This is a genomic window from Bacillus sp. JJ1474 (assembly GCF_036965225.1).
Taxonomy (GTDB): Bacteria; Bacillota; Bacilli; order Bacillales; family Cytobacillaceae; genus Cytobacillus.
Genome location: NZ_JBALPC010000152.1, coordinates 1 through 18,442, shown reverse-complemented (window position 1 = coordinate 18,442; position 18,442 = coordinate 1). Strand labels below are relative to the sequence as shown.

Here is an 18,442-nt window from a genome sequence, read left to right as displayed (position 1 = left end):
TTTATATATGTATTCATTGTTAAAGCAAGACTTTGATATACTTCAAAAAGAGAAATAAAGTATTTAAACAATTAATTATATTTCCGAGACCGAGAAGCGTTAATTTAACACTACATTATTAATGAACCTACTTTATTTAAATCAATTGTACATTGAATATATGTAAATAATGTGAGAACCATTGATTTTACAATAGTTCTCACATCGAAGTTTAGATATACGCGATTTGTTGGAGGTACCTAATAGATTTAGTCTGTGGATACAAGTTATTGTTGGATTAAACCGTATATAATTGTATTATGGCTAATTAATGTAATTATGAAATGGACTCAGTTATTAAATAATTTCTTTCTTAACACTTGCCAACTGCAGCACCAATACCCCAAGAAACTGCATGATCACTTTTACAATGATCTGGCCTAATATCGCCATCCAAATCACATTCCATGGTAAAATATTTGCACCAATTGGTGACAACCCGACAACGACAAAAATCGCTGAGTCTAATATTCCACCAATCACGCCGCTATACAAAACGCGTAAGTGCATCGGTAAATTTAATCTTGAATAAATCTCCGTATCAGTCGTTTCCGAAACAGCGAAGCTTATCGCACTTGCAAAAACAATCCACAACGTATCTCCAAGCAGATAACTAGAAATGGCTGATAGAATTAATGCTAAACAAATAAAAAGATAAGTTTTCTTTCTTCCATATTTATTTTGAACAAGATCCCGAAAAATAAATGTTGCCCCAATTAGAAATGAACCCATCGGAATTAGAAAAATGCCAGCTTCAAGCGGTGCAAATTTGGCAGTAACAACGTTTGCCAAAACGATCGCAAATAAATAGATGACTAATCTCATGTTATTTTCACTCCTTATCTATTATCAACTTTTTCGGGATATAAATCATGATTCATCAATCGATATTCTGCCATTTGTTCATATTTTGTGTTTGGCCGGCCGTAGTTTGTATAAGGGTCAATTGAAATTCCGCCCCTAGGCGTAAACTTGCCCCAAACTTCAATATATTTTGGATCCATTAATTTAATTAAATCGTTCATAATAATATTCATGCAATCTTCATGAAAATCGCCATGATTCCGAAAACTAAATAAATATAGTTTTAAAGATTTACTCTCCACCATCTTTTGTTCAGGGATATAACTAATATAAATCGTTGCAAAATCAGGCTGACCAGTTATTGGACAAAGACTAGTAAACTCAGGACAATTAAATTTTACAAAATAATCACGATATGGATGTTTATTACCAAAGGCCTCTAAAATCTCAGGGGAATATTCGAACAAATATTTTGTCCCTTGATTTCCTAGTAAGGTAATATCTTCTAATTCATGATCTTGACGTCCAGGCATAAAAAAATCCTCCTATTTGTCCCGAATGGACAGGGAGGCCAGCAGAATTAAACCAATAAAAAAAGCCATATCTATTTGCGGATATGGTTTACACCATAGTTTTTTATAGAGGGTTTCTGCTATGAACCTCTCCCGTTCAAACGGGTTTCTTTATTTAATTGATAAGGATACTATAAAGGAAAGACAAAGTAAGTGTCAATAGATAATTCCCTCTATCTGGTGATGGGAGAAAATAATAAAAGGGGGCAGGAAAAAGTGAAGAAGAAAATTGATGAGCACCAAATTTATGAGAAGCACTACGAACAAATTTATAATCAAGTGATAAGCGATCCATTTGCTCAATCCTTAGGCATTAAGTTAACAAAATTTGAGGCTGGTTTTGCAGAGGCAACGCTAGAAATGCAAAACCATATGGTAAATGCATATGGAACTGTTCATGGGGCCGTTATTTATGCTTTGGCAGATCATGCTTTTTCGGTAGCCTGTAATGCATATGGAAAAACATCGTTAGGACTTTTAGGACTTTCAACGACAATCCAATTTATTGAATCAGCCATGCCTGGCGACACGATCGTAGCCAGTGCAAAAGAGGTTAAACGAAACTATCGTACTGGTTTCTATCGGATCGACATTTATCCTAAGAGCAATTTGATAGCAACGATGGAAGCAGTATCTTACCGTAAAGACCATTATTTTATTAATCTTGATGAACAAGATTAGTAGCATCAAAAAATCATTTGCCATTAATAGCTAAAAGGAGGCGAGTCTAAAAAATAGCTCATCCTCCTTTAATTCTCAACGACGATGCTGGGCAAGGTCTATTACGCCTAATACTATGTGTGCTAAGCCAAATCCAAAAACGGTATTTGCAATCATCTTATTTGAACCTCGTTTTTGTTTTAAAGCGTAACCGGTAGCAGTAACAGCTGTACCTAATGCAGTCGGAATAATTCCTTCACGAATATTCATAGTAATATCCCCCTACATCGCATTTAGTTGGTGTTTAATCACCACCATTATTGTTGCCTTTATTAGTGTAATTATGCTATCTCCAATGCCATTGGAAGGCAACTTCCTTTTAAGTAAAATATTCTAATTTTGCTTCGGGGAAAAACTTTTCCATATAAGTGTAAAGATGTTTTTTTATATCCTCTTCTTCTTCTTTTTGATAAATATATTTTCCTATTCCATATTTACCCCATTTATATCTCCTTTTTTCTTCATCTAATTCTAACTTTGTCATAGGGTAGTTTTTTTCAATTACTCTCTTTGCCGGTTTTGTAAAACGATGCTGTATAAATTCAAAGGTAAGATCTTTCTTTGCTTCAGGAGGTAATTCAGCATCCAAACGCTCAAACATATGAAAGTATCCATCCTCCCATCCTTCATGAAGATAGATAGGTGCTACTATAAATCCAAGTGGATACCCAGCTCTTGCCACTTTTCCGGCAGCTTCAATTCTTTTTTCTAAGGGAGAAGTCCCCGGCTCAAAGTTTTTAATGATGTAATCTGCATTCACACTAAAACGAAATCTTGTTTTTCCGTTATGTTTAGCATCAAGTAAGTGATCTACATGGTGAAATTTTGTAACAAATCTTAATTTGCCGTATTCCGATTTTCCAAAATGCTCAATGGCTCTTTTAAGAGTATGGGTCAAATGATCAATTCCTACAATATCGGATGTACAAGAGGCTTCAAATCTTGTTATTTCTGGAGCGCGCTCCTCCATATATTTGTCGGCAGCCTCAAGAATTTCCTCTACATTAACATATGTACGGATATACGGCTTACTTCCCATCGTCGTTTGTAAGTAGCAATAATGACAGTGACCCATGCAGCCAGTTGCAAAAGGAATAGCATACTCTGCCGAAGGCTTCGAGTTGTCAAATTTAAGGGTTTTTCTAATACCAACAACTAGTGTAGACTTGGCCACCCGGTATCTTTGAAATTCGTTATCACCGGGGAGATTTCTTACTTGATTGTGGGAAGTGGTATGCCGAATCTCGATATCCATCTTTTTAAATTTCTCATGTAGTTCTTTTCCTAAAGGATAATCTAATGCATCAGGTTCAAAATAAACAAGTTTGGGTGTAAATGGTTTCATTCCAATATCCCCTCTGAATCATATCCGTAATAATAATGATAGGCCTGGTTTGCCTCTTGTTCTGTAGAATAAACAGCAATTTCATTTGATAGCGGATAATATGTTTCATATAAAAACAAGGCTAATTCATTCGCATTTTCAGGGTTATTGACTACTGCTGCTGCTTGAACATTCGCTACATCTTGGGTATGGGGATTACGATAAAAAACATAAACAATATCTCCAGCCTGATAATTTTGGTTTTCCATTCTATCACCTTCGTTTTATTAGTCCTATTAAGATTCTGCCATTCGTTCTGACAAATTATGATTTCTTAATTATGGAAAGGGATGAACAGGGAGTAAATAATTTATAGTTTGCTCATAATAATTTTGATTTACATAATATGAAGGAGTTGAATGTCATTTGGAAATGAAATCTAGAAACTCTACTGAAAATGCACTCATCAATTATAAAGAAGGGCTAGGTATGTTTGCCGAAAAAATGCCCGAATTTGTAAGTCAGTTTAATGCATTCACTGAAGAATGTTTTAAAGAAGGAGCATTATCTCAAAAACAAAAACAGTTAATCGCATTAGGAATTAGTATCCATGCTCAGGATGAGTATTGTATTATCTATCACACAAAAGGATGTCTTGATCAGGGATGCTCGGAGCAGGAAATTCTTGAAGCTATAGGTGTGACAGCGGCATTTGGTGGAGGAGCTTCTTTGAGTCAAGGGGTTACTCTTGTTCAGGAATGTATAAATGAGATGAGTCAATTGAAACAGTAAAAGGGTTTAATCCATATTTACTGTCAGATAACGATTGTGATTTATTTAAGGTGAAACCGTAAAGGTTTCATCTTTTTTGTTTGAATAACCATCTAGGTATTTTATTTCATACCATTAAATACCCCGTTTGCTGCAATATCCGTACCAACTTCATTGCCGTTTTGCTAACTTCATTGTTGCGTATAATGAACATTCCGTTTCTATATTTAGTTGCAGAACTTTTAACTCATTAAAATATGATAAAAGCACGATAGCAGAATGGTAATCTAAAAACAGTTATAAAATTATTGCAAAAGACGATTTAAAAAATCTACATGCTGCCTATCTTTGTTTAGCACTTCCTCAATCAATTGATGGCTTTCTGGGTCTAGATCCCCTCTTACAATTTCTTCAGATATTTGAATCCCATAATAATCTTCTCCTGTTAAAGCACTTTTGATAATACCTGAGGAAGTATCAGGAATCTTAAATTGGCTAATAAAGCCTTGAATAGAACCAATAACCCCTTCATCATCTACTGGCGTACCTCCGAGGTTTTGAATTCTTTCCGCAACTTTAAGGGCATGGTTCTTATGATCTTGTTGAATTCTTTGAAATTCACTTTTTATGTAAGGGTCTTTTAATTTTTGTATATGGTGTTCATAAGCATGGATCCCCATGTATTGCCCCTTCAGAAATTTATTTAAAGTATCTATTACATTGTTAACTTTCATTTAAATTCACTCCTTTTCTGTTTATTTTCTTCTATATATTGCAGGTTATCCAGCTTGTGAAATTTTTGTTTTTGGAAATGATAAGAAGGAAATTCAAAATGACTTAATAAAGGAGTATCAACCAATGAGTAAAGATTTAAAAGAAAAAGTGCTGAAAATTATATCCGATCATAGAACAGGCATCTTGTCATCGGTTGAAAATAATAAGCCCCATTCACGATATATGACGTTCTATAATAACCATTTAACGTTATATACACCAACAAAAAAGGATACCGAGAAAGTAGAGGAAATCGAAAAAAACCCTGCTGTTTCGGTATTGTTAGGTTATGAAGAGAATGGGCAAAGTGATGCCTATGTTGAAATTACTGGTACAGCTGCCATTAATGATTCACAAGAATTGAAAAACCAATATTGGGATGATTCATATAAAAAATGGTTTGACAGTCCAGAAGATCCAAATTACGTGTTTCTTCAGGTGCAACCTGAAACTGTTCGTATACTAAATATGGATGGTGAGCCACCCCAAGAACTTACTTTAGGATATTGAGGTAACTAGTCTGACTCCATATAAATCAATGCTTTTCAAATTAGCTCTTCTTTCTATTACATTAAAGAGAAAGAAGAGCCATCAATCATTTCAACGTCATTCCTTGATTTGACTTCATCCATTAATTTAAAAAGCGCCTCATCTTTCCTCTTAGCCTCAATCATACAATCAATTTGCGGAACACTGCCTCGTATTACGTTAAGGAATCTAAAAAACATATCGATATCTACATAATCAGAATGATGGCGAAAGGCTTTATCACTTTTTGGACTTGATATATGCATTTTTATTGGGAGCGGTGAATGCTTCCATGTCTGTACAACTCTATCCCAGTTGATTTCCCAATTGGGATCTTGGTGATAGGCAAGATGATGATGATAATCGAAAACTAGAGGGATGTTTAGTTTTTCACATAAGTAAAGTGTATTTTCTAATGTAAAAGAAGTATCATCATTTTCAAGCATGATCATTTTTTGAATCTTTTTTGGGACGTCCATCCAATTATCGATAAAACGTTCAAGTGACATGTCGGTTTCTTTATAATTACCGCCAACATGCATGACACACCGATGAGTCGGGTCAATCCCCATTGCCTTTAATAATAAGTAATGCAGCTTTAAGGTACTTATTGAATTTTTCAAGATGTGCTTCTCTTTTGCATTAATGAGAACAAAGTGGTCCGGATGAAAATCAACTCGTATCTTATGTTTTTTTGCGAAATCTCCAATCTCACGAAGTGGCTCTCTTAGCGGTTTTAAATAATTCCAATCAAGAAGCTCTTCGTGGTTGGCTAAAGGAATAAGGCGAGAGGTTAGTCGATAAAAATGAATGTCAGACGCGGCATTATGTTTTAACAGTCTTAGAGTATTGTGCAAATTCAAAAGTGCAATTCGTTCTAATTTACGAATGGCTGCTTCCCGGTCATCAATTTTCTGGAATTGGGCAAAAGTCATTGTTTTTGATGGGGATGCATTTTTAAGTTCCATACTCATTGCGACATAACCTAGACGTACAATCGTCATTTATTCCACCTCATCAAAAATTATGGCGATAGTTTTTTCCTGTTTCATTACGGTTACCATTCCACCGCTGCACTTGAAATACGTTTGACTCCCCGAATGGCAGCTATTTTTTCAACAAGTCTCTGCATGGCAAGATTCTTTTGTTTTGCTTCTATCATTATGTCGAAGTCTTGATTCAACTCCTTTGCCATCTTAAAGAAGGGAAGGACAAAGTCTATAGAAACAAAATCAGCATGGGAACGATAGGCTTGATCAGACTTTGGGGAAGAAATGTGGACTTTCGGTACAATATTAGAACGATTCCAAGTGTTAAATATACGGTTTAAATAAAGTGGGAGGTCACTTTCTTCGCTATTCGCCATATAGTGATGATAATCGAGTACCATTGGGATGTTTTCCTTTTCACAAGTAAGGAGTGTTTCCTGAATATTATACGTTTTATCATCATTCTCTAGCGTCATAACCTTCTTAATTTCCTCTGGCAATTTTTTAAGATTTTGATGGAAGCGATTTAATGACTCAGTTTTATCCCCATAGGCTCCGCCGATATGAATATTAATTAATCCCGTATTCAAAGCATTCATGGCTCCCAGCATCTTAAAATGATATTCCATATCTTTTACTGCATTCATCGTTACTTCTTCTCTTGGGCTTGTGAAAAGTGTAAATTGATTTGGGTGAAAGCTTAATCTGAGTTTAAATTGTTGTAATAGACTTCCAAGTTCTTTCCATTCATTTTTGAATGGGGTAATGAAATCCCACATCACTTCAGGATGGGTTGCTAAAGGGACAAGTGAGCTCGAGAATCGATATAATTCGATTTCATGCGCGATATTATAATGCAAAATTCTTTTCGTGTGATGTAAATTTTGTGCTGTAATAGATTTCAGCTTTTCCATTCGTTCGTCTTTAGGAAGTGTTGAATATCGTGCAAAAGTTACAGTTTTTGATGGACTTGCATCCCATAAGCCCAATGCATTTGCTACATAGCCGAACCGAATCTTCATTTGCTTTTTCCCCTTGGCTTTATACTTTGACTAGAAGTCTATTTTAAATAGGTTATTTATTTTATTTTCTGCAATAATCTATTTCTGTATACGGAAAATAAGAATGGAAGAAATCATAAGTGTTTTGAAATTGGAGCTGAAAAGAATTTTCCTTTTTAAAAATCAGTCGGATAAATCTCCTAATTTTCAAATGTGAGGCCATTCAAAAATGGAATTAAGCGTCATAGATTAGAATATAGTAGGTAAAAACTAGGAGTGAAGTAAGAGTATGTCATTTATAAATGGAAAATACATTGAAGTTGATTCTGGAGTAGAGTTGTTTGTTCAAGAAGCAGGCAGTGGAGAACCTATCGTGTTCATCCCGGGGTTTACGTTTACAACAGAAGTTTTTTCTAAACAGGTAGAATATTTCTCAAGGACGAATCGAGTTATCGTTATTGATCCAAGAAGTCATGGCAGATCGACTATAGCCATTCATGGAAATGATTATGTCTCCCATGGATCAGATTTAAATGCGGTACTTCAGGCGTTAGATGTTAAAAATGCTACTCTTTTAGGATGGTCTTTTGGTTGTTTGACAGTTTGGGAGTATATTAAGCAAAATGGTTTTGATAATATCAAATCACTAATCCTTGTAGACATGCCGCCTAAATCTTTATCAACAAAAGATGATGATTGGGTTGAAGGACCACTAGATGATATTTCAGCAATTTATAATACGTATTTACGAAATTCAAGCGGACAAAGGGAGTTCATTACTAGTTACATAACTCAAGTAATGGTGCAAAGAGAACTTGATGAAGAGGAATTATCCTGGCTAGTTGAACAGTCTTTAAAAACTCCACATTATATTGCAGGCAATTTGTTTGCTTCAGGAATGTTTTCTGATTATCGAGAAGAAGCGAGAAAAGCAAGCCAAACTGTTCCCACATTAGCCGTTGTAGCAGAGCATTGGGCTGATCATGCAGTTAATTATATAGAACGAATGACACCGGAAACAAAAATAGAAGTTCTTGGTGGACACATGATGTTTTGGGAGTATAGTGAAAAGTTCAATGAGATTGTTAACGATTTTATTAATAAGAATGACTAAATGTGTATAATAAAAAGTCACAGTGACTTCCCGAAATTTTATCGTATGTTAACAGGATATTAGGGAGACACTGAGTTTGCCCTTAATTTCTTGACTCACAAGAATAATTGAATTAATGAAGCAACTTTGTTATAATATTATCGACTTTTTAGAAGTGGAGGTTTTCCTTGTGACAGCATCAATGAGATTAAGATTCCCATTTTTCATTCGTTAATTAAATACGTATGAAGGCTCTGCCTATGTTCAGAGCAACGGGATTGGTCTGTCTATTTTTAAGGGAACCTATATTTAACGGTTATTTTAAAAGAGGGGATAAGTCTCCCTCTTTTTTTGTTGTCTTTAAAAATAATTAGATCGGTATGGGCGCATGAATGTGGGAAGCTTATTTAATAAATTTTAAAGAAATGGGATGTTAATCAATGAATACAGAAAATAACAATCTTAAGGAGAATTGGTTAAAGAATATTATTCTATTTTTAAGCAGCCAAACAATCTCACTTTTTGGATCGTCCCTGGTTCAATATGCAATCATGTGGCATATAACGCTTACGACGGAATCTGGTGTGATGATGACGCTGTATATCATTTGCGGTTTTATTCCGACTTTTCTTTTATCTCCGATTGCGGGGGTTTGGGCGGATCGCTACAACCGTAAAATGCTGATTATTTTAGCGGATGGACTCATCGCCATAGCTACACTCATTCTTGCTATTCTCTTTTTAATGGGATTTGATGACATATGGCTGTTATTTTTGATGGCGGCAGTTCGGGCTTTTGGTACAGGAATACAAACACCTGCTGTTGGGGCGATCTTACCGCAAATTGTTCCAAAGGATAAGCTGACTAAAGTAAACGGAGCAAATGGAAGTATTCAAGCCGTTATTATGTTCGTATCTCCAATGGTCAGTGCAGCTCTACTGGCAATGACTTCGATTGAAATCATATTTTTTATCGATGTCATTACGGCAGCGATTGCGATTGTGACACTTCTTGCCTTTTTAAAAATTTCTGTACATGAGAAGGCGGCGGAAAAACAAACAACAAGCTATATGAGCGACTTTAAACTAGGCTTACAATATGTGAATAACCATGAGTTTCTGAAGAATTTTTTCTTATTCTTTGCCGTCTTCTTTGTCTTGATGGCACCTGCAGCATTTTTGACTCCACTACAAGTGACACGTAGCTTTGGCAATGATGTGTGGCGACTAACCGCAATTGAAATAGCCTTTTCCATTGGTATGATGGTAGGTGGAGGAATCATTGCTTCTTGGGGAGGCTTTCCAAATAAAATGAAGACATTGGGATTGGCAAGTGTGATTATGGGAGTCTGTACATTCGCACTTGGCATCGTTCCGATTTTTTGGATTTATTTAGTTTTCATGGCTATATTCGGAATTGCCATGCCAATTTTTAATACACCAGCTACCGTTTTGTTACAGGAGAAAGTCGATGAAGATTATTTAGGCAGAGTTTTTGGCGTAATGGGAATGATCTCAACCTCGATGATGCCGCTCGGAATGCTAATATTCGGCCCAATCGCAGATATAATCAAAATTGAATGGCTACTAATAGGAACCGGTGTATTCATTATTATTTTAGCGATTCTTTTAGGCAGAAACAAAGTATTAATCGAAGCGGGGAAACCTGCAATGAAAGAATCATAAATTAAACAGTGATAGAGGAACGGATCCAATAGGGTTTGTTCCTTTTTCTATTTTACCTCCACAATTTAATAACAATATTTACACCATAAGGTTTGTTTTTCTGCAAATAGGAATACGACTTCCGTTTTTATCCAAACAGAGGTTGAGTATATTAAACAATCACCTTGTATTTTTTACAAACGAGATCGTCCAAACTTATGGAAAAAGAGAGTCACTTTTTATAATTACCCCAAAATTTCAGGAGCTAGCCGGTCTCTTGAAGTAGGCAGCACTTGACTTGCCCAAAGGGCAGGTCATTTTTTATTAATTCAAGCACTGACTTATTTACAAGGTGAAGTTCGCGTATAATGGTAGGTTGAATAGGGTAAAAAACTTGGCGGAAATAATAAGGTAAATAATCCAAAATAAAAAGAGGCTTAGTTATGTGTAAAGAAAGTTTTAAAGATTATAAATTAAGTGATGAAATAGTAAACGCGCTGGATAGTTTAGAAAATTTAAATCCAACAGCCGTTCAAAGTAAGGTTATCCCTCTTGTGTTAGAGAAAATGGATCTTGTCGTGAAATCACAAACAGGAAGTGGGAAGACAGCTTCATACGGGATTCCCATTTGTGAATTAATTGATTGGAAGGAAAATAAACCACAAGCGCTAATTTTGACACCAACGAGAGAACTTGCTGTGCAAGTGAAAGAGGATTTCATAAACATAGGCAGATTTAAACGGATAAAAGCAACAGCTGTTTATGGAAAACAACCTTTTGCCATCCAAAAAACAGAATTAAAGCAAAAAACACATGTAGTTGTCGGTACTCCAGGCCGTGTGTTAGATCATATTGAAAGAGGTACTCTGGCCTTAGATCAGATTCACTACCTTGTTATTGATGAAGCTGACGAGATGTTAAACATGGGGTTTATTGAACAAGTAGAAGCCATCATCAAGGAGTTACCTCGAAAACGAGTGACAATGCTATTTTCAGCTACTTTACCAGAGGAGGTCAAAAACCTCTCACTTAACTATATGAAAACACCTATCGATATTGAAATTAAAGCGACGGGACTCACGACTGATACAATTGATCATTCTCTTTTTGAAGTGGCAGAAGACGATAAATTTTCTATGCTTAAAGATGTGACGATAGTTGAAAATCCAGATAGTTGCATCATCTTCTGTCGAACAAAAGATCGAGTAGATACTGTGTGTGATCAGTTAGTGGATTTAGGTTATAGCTGTGATAAAATCCATGGCGGCATGATACAAGAGGATCGGCTTGACGTGATGAATGACTTTAGAAGAGGAGAATTTCGCTATTTGATTGCTACGGATGTAGCCGCTAGAGGGATTGATATTGATAATATTACACATGTCATCAACTATGACCTTCCATTAGAGAAAGAAAGCTATGTCCATCGTACGGGAAGAACAGGACGAGCGGGTCAAAAGGGGAAAGCCATCACTTTTGTTACACCTTTTGAAGATCGGTTTTTAAGTGAAATTGAAGAATACATTGGTTTTGAGATTCCGAAAATGGTCGCTCCTTCAAAAGAGGAAGTTTCAGATAAGAAACCTTTCTTTGAAGCAAAAATGAATGTTGAACCAACCATTAAAAAAGCAAAAAGTGAAAAATTAAACAAGCAAATCATGAAGTTGTACTTTAATGGTGGGAAGAAAAAGAAGCTTAGAGCGGTAGATTTTGTTGGAACGATTGCAAAAATCCCTGGAGTCACAGCAAATGATATTGGAATTATTACGGTCAAGGATCATCTGTCATATGTTGATATTCTTAACGGAAAAGGCTCACTAGTTTTACAAGCAATGGAGAATACAACAGTCAAAGGAAAGAAATTAAAAGTTAGTAAAGCAATTAAATAATTAAAAAACATAAAGGACGATTATAAACACAAATAATTGTCCTTTATCTATTCTATAAGAAACCTCCATTTATTTCCTCCCATGTAATTTCATTCCACATTGCATCATCCAAATACTTTTTCCCTTTTCAGAGGTGGTCATGACGAGCGATTTGTGTGAACTCTTATGTAAAAGCGTACTCTGAAGCCTCATGACGAAAGTTTCGGTGGTTTCCAATAAAAACAGCGTTCATGGTGAACGATTTTATTATACAATACAAATAATACCATTACTTAAAGGAGGAGCACTTATCAAATCTTTAATTCGTGGAGAAAAGGTTAAATTGTCCGATTTCACCCCTTCCACTCAGCTTCAGGTCGAAATAAACGTTGCGTCCGGTTTTGAAGTTGACATTACGTGCTTTGGGTTAAACGAAAACAAAAAAATTGCCGATGACCGATATATGATCTTCTATAACCAGCTTCATTCACCTTTAAATGAAATTCAGCTGCAATCCCATAACAGCGGCAGCGGAACTTTTTTAATCGATTTATCCAAGCTGCCACCCACTTCTCAATATTTAGTCTTTACAGCAACCATTGACGGAAATGGAACAATGGGGATGATTTCTTCCGGATCTTTTGTCGTAAAAGCAAATGGACAGCCAATCATGGAATATTCTTTTCAAGGATCCGATTTCAGCAATGAAAAAGCAGTTATTATATCGGAAATCTATTATAAATCGCTTTGGAGGGTTTCTTCTGTTGGTCGAGGCTTTGATGGTGGACTAGCTGCCTTATTGAAGGATTTTGGCGGTGAAGTGGCTGAGGAGAGCCCACAGCAGCCTTCACCTTCGCCAGTTACACAAGCAGCACCAACTCCTCCCCCTCAGCCGATCAATACTAAAAGAATTATGTTAGAAAAGAAGATGGAGCAGCAGGCACCAAAAATTTTGGACCTTTCCAAAAAAGCAACAGTCAGCTTACAAAAGGTTGGCTTACAAAACCATCAAGCCAAGGTTGCACTTTGCTTAGACATATCAGGCTCAATGGCAAATCTGTACCGCTCCGGAAAAATCCAAGAATTTGCAGAAAGGATATTAGCACTCGGTACGCGCTTTGATGATGATGGCTCCATTGATATTTTCTTATTTGGGGCAAAAGCTCATGATGCTGGAGAATTGACGATTGATAACTTTAATGGCTTTGTCAATCGGTTAATTAGACAATATCCATTAGAGGGCAGCACGTACTATGGGAAGGTCATGAAAACAATCCGCAATCATTACTTTGGTTCAGCAGGGAGGCGGAATAGTGCTTTGCCAAATGACGTACCTGTCTATGTAATGTTTGTGACGGATGGTGCTACCTTTGATGAAAAAGAAACAATCAGCCATATTCAAAGCTCATCTTACGAACCAATCTTCTGGCAGTTTATGGCGATCGGGAAATCCAATAAAGGGACAAAGCCAAGAGGATTCTTTAGAGCGTTTCAATCCGATTTTTCCTTCCTGGAGGAGTTAGATAACTTAACAGGACGATATTTGGATAATGCTAACTTCTTCAGTGTGGAAGATCCACAAACGATTTCCGATCATGAGTTATATGATTTGCTTATGGCCGAGTATCCTGGTTGGGTTCGGGCTGCTTCTGGTAATGGGTTGATTCTTAGAGAAACAAGCAAAATTCACTGATAATAATATTTTTCTGAAAAGCAAAAAAGGGAAACACGGCTCACGATTGGCCATGTTTCCCCTTTTTAATTGTACTAAAAAATGTAGTGAGTTATTCAAATATCGGTAAGGTTACTACAACCATCAGTAAATACAAGATGGCAATATAATTAACCGAATATAGAAACATGAGCCGAGCCCATTTCTGGTCATCCTTCACAAAAAATCCCCTTATACTAATCACTAGCCATGCTATATTAAGCAAGGTAGCAACGACTAGGAATACTGTACCGAGCGGAGCTAAATAAAATGGCAGCGGCAGCAAACATGCTACATATACAAGAATTTGCCGCTTCGTCATAGAAAAGCCGTGAACAACTGGCAGCATGGCTACACGAGCTGCTTTATACTCATCATGCTTCCTCATGGCTATGGCAAAAGTATGCGGCATTTGAAAAATAAATAAAATCAGAAACAATACAATTGGAATTATATGAAGGCTAGACGCAATGGCTGCCCATCCAATTAAAGGAGAAACCGCCCCCGAAATACTTCCAATTACTGTATTCAGAGTAAATTTTCGTTTGGACCACATCGTGTACAAAATGACATAGGTAAACCACCCGATAAATGCATAAAAGGCAGCTTCAAGAGTTGTAAAAAAGAGAATGAGGAAACCTAATATGGAAAGGGTAATCCCCATAATTAAAACAGTCTTTAAAGTAAAATGGCCCGTTACGGTCGGACGATTTTTTGTCCTATCCATTACCCTATCAATATCCACATCATACCAATTATTAATAATAAGTGCCCCTGCCATTACTAATGTACTGCCAACCATAATCAGTATAAATAATGGTATATGCTCCATAAAGGATTCATTTGAAAAGTACAGTGCTAACCAGAATCCGGTAAACACCGGCAGAACATTGGCTATTAATACATTCGCTTTGAAAAGTGACCTTAGATCAGATAAGAAAGACTTTTGCGGAGAAGGTGTTCTATCCGTACTCATCTTATATCCTCCCCCCATGACTTAGTTCAAAAAATGATAGCAAAATCCTCTTTATTCATGCATGTCCAATTCATAAGTTTTATAAAGAGGCCCATCTAATATTAACACAGATAGCTTATAAAATTGAAATTCTATATACAAAATTCTACACATTTTGCTAAAAAGCATGCTTACTTAGACTATTCGGCGAAATTATCGTACTTTTCTCTATCAAAAAAAGAGGTTTTTTTAATTTTTTTAATGTCATAGCAAATAATAATAAAAACTTTGACATTCAAATGGCAATCATGTAAATTACTATATGGACGAACATTTATTAGGTGTCCTTGCTTTAATATTCGTTTTTAGGGGTGTATAATATGGAAAACGTATTTGATTATGAAGATATTCAATTGATTCCGGCGAAATGTGTTGTAAATAGCCGTTCTGAATGTGATACAACTGTAACTTTAGGAGGACATACATTTAAATTGCCTGTCGTTCCTGCAAATATGCAAACAATTATCGATGAGAAGATTGCTATTTATTTGGCTGAAAACGGTTACTTCTATATCATGCATCGTTTTAATCCAGAAAAACGAATTTCCTTTATTAAAGATATGAAGGCTCGTGGATTAATTGCATCTATTAGTGTAGGTGTTAAGGAAGAGGAATATGGATTCATTGAAGATTTAGCACAAGCTGAGCTTGTCCCAGAATTCATCACAATTGATATTGCGCACGGCCACTCTAATGCTGTAATCAATATCATTCAACATATTAAAAAACACTTGCCGAACAGCTTTGTGATCGCAGGAAATGTTGGTACACCAGAAGCAGTAAGGGAATTAGAAAATGCTGGTGCAGACGCAACAAAGGTTGGGATTGGACCAGGTAAAGTATGTATCACGAAGATCAAAACTGGCTTTGGAACTGGCGGCTGGCAATTAGCTGCTTTACGCTGGTGCGCAAAGGCAGCTAGCAAGCCTATTATCGCAGATGGTGGCATTCGTACACATGGAGACATCGCAAAATCGGTAAGATTTGGCGCCACTATGGTGATGATTGGCTCTTTATTTGCCGGCCACGAAGAATCACCAGGTGAAACGGTCGAGAAAGACGGTAAACTATACAAGGAATACTTCGGTTCTGCTTCCGAATTCCAAAAAGGCGAAAAGAAAAATGTAGAAGGCAAAAAAATGTTTGTTGAATACAAAGGTCCTTTACAAGAGACATTAACGGAAATGGAGCAGGATCTCCAGTCTTCCATTTCTTATTCTGGAGGAAGCAAACTAAGCTCCATTCGCAATGTTGACTATGTTATTGTGAAGAACTCTATATTTAACGGTGATCGTGTTTATTAATAGCAACCAAGGGGCCTCTATCCCGTAATGGTCAAAACTTGTATACCCTCTGACATGAGGGTATTTTTTATTATTGGATGAGTAGCGAGATTAGCTGCATTTATATTGAATAAAAAGGAAATAACACTTATAATTGAGAATGAATTTCAATTCAGACTATATTGCTCAGTATATTTTTTTCTGGAGGTTTTGATTTGTTATTACGCTTTTTTTCTTATTATCGGCCATATAAATGGTTGTTTATCCTTGATTTTGTATCAGCAATTATTGTCGGCATATTAGAGCTTGCATTTCCTTTAGCCGTTAATCAGGTCATTGACCGGCTGCTCCCAGAAGGAAATTGGAGCATTATTCTTTTAGCCTGTGCGGGACTGCTTCTGATTTATCTTCTTAATACAGGATTACATTATATTGTTACTTATTGGGGCCATAATTTAGGTATTAATATTGAAACAGATATGCGCCAAAAGCTGTTTACGCATATGCAAAAGCTTTCATTTGGATATTATGACAACAACAAGACAGGGCATAGCATTTCTCGGCTAACGAAGGATCTTGAGGAGATTGGGGAAGTGGCCCATCACGGTCCAGAAGATGTATTTGTTGCCATCATGACACTTGTTGGCTCTTTTATCTTGATGGTCAGCATTAACTGGAAGCTTGCGGTTATTTCTTTTATCGTCATCCCTCTTCTGATTATATTTGCGATTTATTTTAATAAAAAAATGACAAGAACCTTTCGAAGAATGTTCCAGGATGTAGCGGAAATTAATTCACGAATAGAGGACAGCATCGGAGGTATTCGCGTCGTTCAAGCATTTGCTAACGAAAAGTATGAGCAGAAAAAGTTTAAAGAAAACAATGAAAACTATCGTCTAACCAAGCTGCAATCCTATAAAATTATGGCGCAAAATGTAATGGCTAATTATTTGTTTATGAGAACCATTACTCTTTTTACCCTATTATTTGGAACGTTTTTTGTTATTTCTAAAGAATTAACTTATGGGGAGTTCGTTGCTTTTATCTTGTTATCGAATATTTTGATAGGCCCCATTCAAAAGATTAATGCTGTTATTGAAAGTTATCCGAAGGGAATTGCTGGATTTAAGCGATATACAGAAATTATCGACACTGAGCCTGATATTGAAGATTCTGAGGATGCTGTTGAGATGGAACTCGCTGGAACAATCCAATACAACAATGTTTCTTTTGGTTATGAAGGAAATCAACCTGTGCTCGATAATATTAATCTATCCATTCAACCCGGAGAAACTGTTGCTTTTGTTGGCCCGTCTGGTGCTGGAAAAACAACCCTCTGCAGCCTGCTTCCGCGATTTTACGAGGTTCAAGAAGGCTCTATATCTATAAATCATATAGATATTCGGGATATTAAGCTATCATCCTTGCGCAGCCAAATTGGGATTGTCCAGCAGGATGTATTTCTGTTCTCTGGTACTATTCGCGAAAATATTGCCTATGGGAAATTGAATGCGACTGATGAGGAAATCTTAGACGCTGCTGAAAAAGCGAAGCTTAATGACTTTATCCAAAGTCAGCCTCAAGGCCTTGATACGGTTATTGGTGAAAGGGGCGTCAAGCTTTCCGGCGGACAAAAGCAGAGGCTCGCCATTGCCCGGATGTTCCTTAAAAATCCGCCAATTCTGATCTTGGATGAAGCTACATCCGCCCTTGACACAGAAACAGAGGCAGCGATTCAAAAGTCATTGGAGGAACTCACTGAAGGCAGAACCACGCTAGTTATTGCTCATAGATTGGCCACCATTAAAAATGCTGATCGAATCCTCGTTGTAACGAAAGATGGAATTGCCGAGCAAGGCAACCACCAAGAACTGCTGGAATCTGAAGGAATATACAGCAGGCTGCATCAGGCTCAATTTAGTTGAGAGCATTAGCATATAAATTTAAAAGCCTGACTCGCTTATCACAGCTAAAGTCAGGCTTTTTACTTCTTACTCCTAATTAATAGACTATGGCTGTTTAATGTATAAAGTCTGGCCGATAAGATGAATAAATCATCATAATTTTTTCTCACATATTCCTCCATTATATTTAACCCCTTCTGAAATTCATCCACTAAATAGTGAGTGTACTTTTCATCCCATGAAAACTGATTAATTCTTAGTAGTTCCTCTGCAATTATTTGGAACTTAAACTCAATTGCAAGAAGTTTTATTTGATACAATTTGTCAGAATTTGAATAAACATTGTTCCTATTCTCATAGCTTTTATGAACATATTTAATAA

The 18,442-nt window shown here is 36.4% G+C and carries 19 protein-coding genes; 9 read left to right on the top strand and 10 right to left on the bottom strand.

Annotated elements, in window-relative coordinates; all coding sequences use genetic code 11:
• Positions 1-336: 336 nt before the first annotated feature.
• Together V7164_RS17725 and queF are read right to left on the bottom strand one after the other, a co-directional pair.
• Positions 337-864 (bottom strand): VUT family protein, encoded by a 528-nt coding sequence (locus V7164_RS17725; RefSeq protein WP_335354752.1) that lies wholly within the window; start codon positions 862-864, stop codon positions 337-339.
• A gap of 14 nt (positions 865-878) precedes the next feature.
• Positions 879-1,376, bottom strand: a complete 498-nt coding sequence (gene queF / locus V7164_RS17720; protein ID WP_335354751.1) for a preQ(1) synthase — start codon at positions 1,374-1,376, stop codon at positions 879-881.
• Positions 1,377-1,631: 255 nt separating this feature from the next.
• Between queF and V7164_RS17715 the strand changes: the two genes are divergently transcribed.
• Complete coding sequence (locus V7164_RS17715; RefSeq protein ID WP_335354750.1) at positions 1,632-2,096, top strand: PaaI family thioesterase; 465 nt, start codon at positions 1,632-1,634, stop codon at positions 2,094-2,096.
• A gap of 75 nt (positions 2,097-2,171) precedes the next feature.
• Here the strand turns inward: V7164_RS17715 and V7164_RS17710 are convergent, their stop codons facing one another.
• The 3 genes from V7164_RS17710 to V7164_RS17700 all read right to left on the bottom strand — a co-directional run bounded on the left by V7164_RS17710 (position 2,172) and on the right by V7164_RS17700 (position 3,728).
• Positions 2,172-2,345, bottom strand: a complete 174-nt coding sequence (locus V7164_RS17710; RefSeq protein ID WP_066298548.1) for an asparagine synthase — start codon at positions 2,343-2,345, stop codon at positions 2,172-2,174.
• 109 nt (positions 2,346-2,454) lie between these two features.
• Positions 2,455-3,480, bottom strand: a complete 1,026-nt coding sequence (splB, locus tag V7164_RS17705) for a spore photoproduct lyase (protein WP_335347470.1) — start codon at positions 3,478-3,480, stop codon at positions 2,455-2,457.
• Positions 3,477-3,728 (bottom strand): transcriptional regulator SplA domain-containing protein, encoded by a 252-nt coding sequence (locus V7164_RS17700; protein WP_335347469.1) that lies wholly within the window; start codon positions 3,726-3,728, stop codon positions 3,477-3,479. Before V7164_RS17700 ends, splB begins: the two co-directional genes overlap by 4 nt.
• A 157-nt stretch (positions 3,729-3,885) precedes the next feature.
• On the opposite strand from V7164_RS17700, the gene V7164_RS17695 reads away from it, so the two are divergent.
• Positions 3,886-4,251 carry a carboxymuconolactone decarboxylase family protein gene (locus tag V7164_RS17695; RefSeq protein ID WP_335347468.1) on the top strand — a complete coding sequence of 122 codons (366 nt, stop codon included), beginning with the start codon at positions 3,886-3,888 and terminating at the stop codon, positions 4,249-4,251.
• Positions 4,252-4,535: 284 nt separating this feature from the next.
• Here the strand turns inward: V7164_RS17695 and V7164_RS17690 are convergent, their stop codons facing one another.
• Positions 4,536-4,964 (bottom strand): ferritin-like domain-containing protein, encoded by a 429-nt coding sequence (locus V7164_RS17690; protein ID WP_335347467.1) that lies wholly within the window; start codon positions 4,962-4,964, stop codon positions 4,536-4,538.
• 124 nt (positions 4,965-5,088) lie between these two features.
• On the opposite strand from V7164_RS17690, the gene V7164_RS17685 reads away from it, so the two are divergent.
• On the top strand, positions 5,089-5,514 hold the full coding sequence (locus V7164_RS17685; protein WP_335347466.1) for a pyridoxamine 5'-phosphate oxidase family protein: 426 nt from the start codon (positions 5,089-5,091) through the stop codon (positions 5,512-5,514).
• Between the two features lie 56 nt (positions 5,515-5,570).
• On the opposite strand, the gene uvsE (V7164_RS17680) is transcribed toward V7164_RS17685, so the two are convergent.
• Together uvsE (V7164_RS17680) and uvsE (V7164_RS17675) are read right to left on the bottom strand one after the other, a co-directional pair.
• Complete coding sequence (gene uvsE / locus V7164_RS17680; RefSeq protein ID WP_335347465.1) at positions 5,571-6,536, bottom strand: UV DNA damage repair endonuclease UvsE; 966 nt, start codon at positions 6,534-6,536, stop codon at positions 5,571-5,573.
• 53 nt (positions 6,537-6,589) lie between these two features.
• Positions 6,590-7,543 carry a UV DNA damage repair endonuclease UvsE gene (gene uvsE / locus V7164_RS17675; protein ID WP_335347464.1) on the bottom strand — a complete coding sequence of 318 codons (954 nt, stop codon included), beginning with the start codon at positions 7,541-7,543 and terminating at the stop codon, positions 6,590-6,592.
• Positions 7,544-7,811: 268 nt separating this feature from the next.
• Here uvsE (V7164_RS17675) and V7164_RS17670 point away from each other — a divergent pair, with 268 nt between their 5' ends.
• The 4 genes from V7164_RS17670 (at position 7,812) to V7164_RS17655 (ending at position 13,840) form a co-directional block, all read left to right on the top strand.
• Positions 7,812-8,636 carry an alpha/beta fold hydrolase gene (locus V7164_RS17670; RefSeq protein ID WP_335347463.1) on the top strand — a complete coding sequence of 275 codons (825 nt, stop codon included), beginning with the start codon at positions 7,812-7,814 and terminating at the stop codon, positions 8,634-8,636.
• 419 nt (positions 8,637-9,055) lie between these two features.
• Positions 9,056-10,300 (top strand): MFS transporter, encoded by a 1,245-nt coding sequence (locus V7164_RS17665; protein ID WP_335347462.1) that lies wholly within the window; start codon positions 9,056-9,058, stop codon positions 10,298-10,300.
• A 422-nt stretch (positions 10,301-10,722) separates the two neighbouring features.
• Positions 10,723-12,168 carry a DEAD/DEAH box helicase gene (locus V7164_RS17660; protein WP_335354749.1) on the top strand — a complete coding sequence of 482 codons (1,446 nt, stop codon included), beginning with the start codon at positions 10,723-10,725 and terminating at the stop codon, positions 12,166-12,168.
• Between the two features lie 253 nt (positions 12,169-12,421).
• The gene (locus V7164_RS17655; RefSeq protein ID WP_335354757.1) at positions 12,422-13,840 is read left to right on the top strand and encodes a VWA domain-containing protein; all 1,419 of its coding nucleotides are present in this window, start codon (positions 12,422-12,424) and stop codon (positions 13,838-13,840) included.
• Between the two features lie 91 nt (positions 13,841-13,931).
• Here the strand turns inward: V7164_RS17655 and cyoE are convergent, their stop codons facing one another.
• On the bottom strand, positions 13,932-14,834 hold the full coding sequence (gene cyoE / locus V7164_RS17650; protein WP_335354748.1) for a heme o synthase: 903 nt from the start codon (positions 14,832-14,834) through the stop codon (positions 13,932-13,934).
• Between the two features lie 359 nt (positions 14,835-15,193).
• Between cyoE and guaC the strand changes: the two genes are divergently transcribed.
• The gene (gene guaC / locus V7164_RS17645) at positions 15,194-16,177 is read left to right on the top strand and encodes a GMP reductase (protein ID WP_335345891.1); all 984 of its coding nucleotides are present in this window, start codon (positions 15,194-15,196) and stop codon (positions 16,175-16,177) included.
• Positions 16,178-16,371: 194 nt separating this feature from the next.
• Positions 16,372-18,081: an ABC transporter ATP-binding protein gene (locus V7164_RS17640; RefSeq protein WP_335354747.1), complete on the top strand. Its 1,710-nt coding sequence runs from the start codon at positions 16,372-16,374 to the stop codon at positions 18,079-18,081.
• A 59-nt stretch (positions 18,082-18,140) separates the two neighbouring features.
• On the opposite strand, the gene V7164_RS17635 is transcribed toward V7164_RS17640, so the two are convergent.
• Entirely contained in the window at positions 18,141-18,440 is a 300-nt protein-coding gene (locus V7164_RS17635) for a hypothetical protein (RefSeq protein WP_335354746.1), read from the bottom strand.
• Between the last annotated feature and the right edge of the window lie 2 nt (positions 18,441-18,442).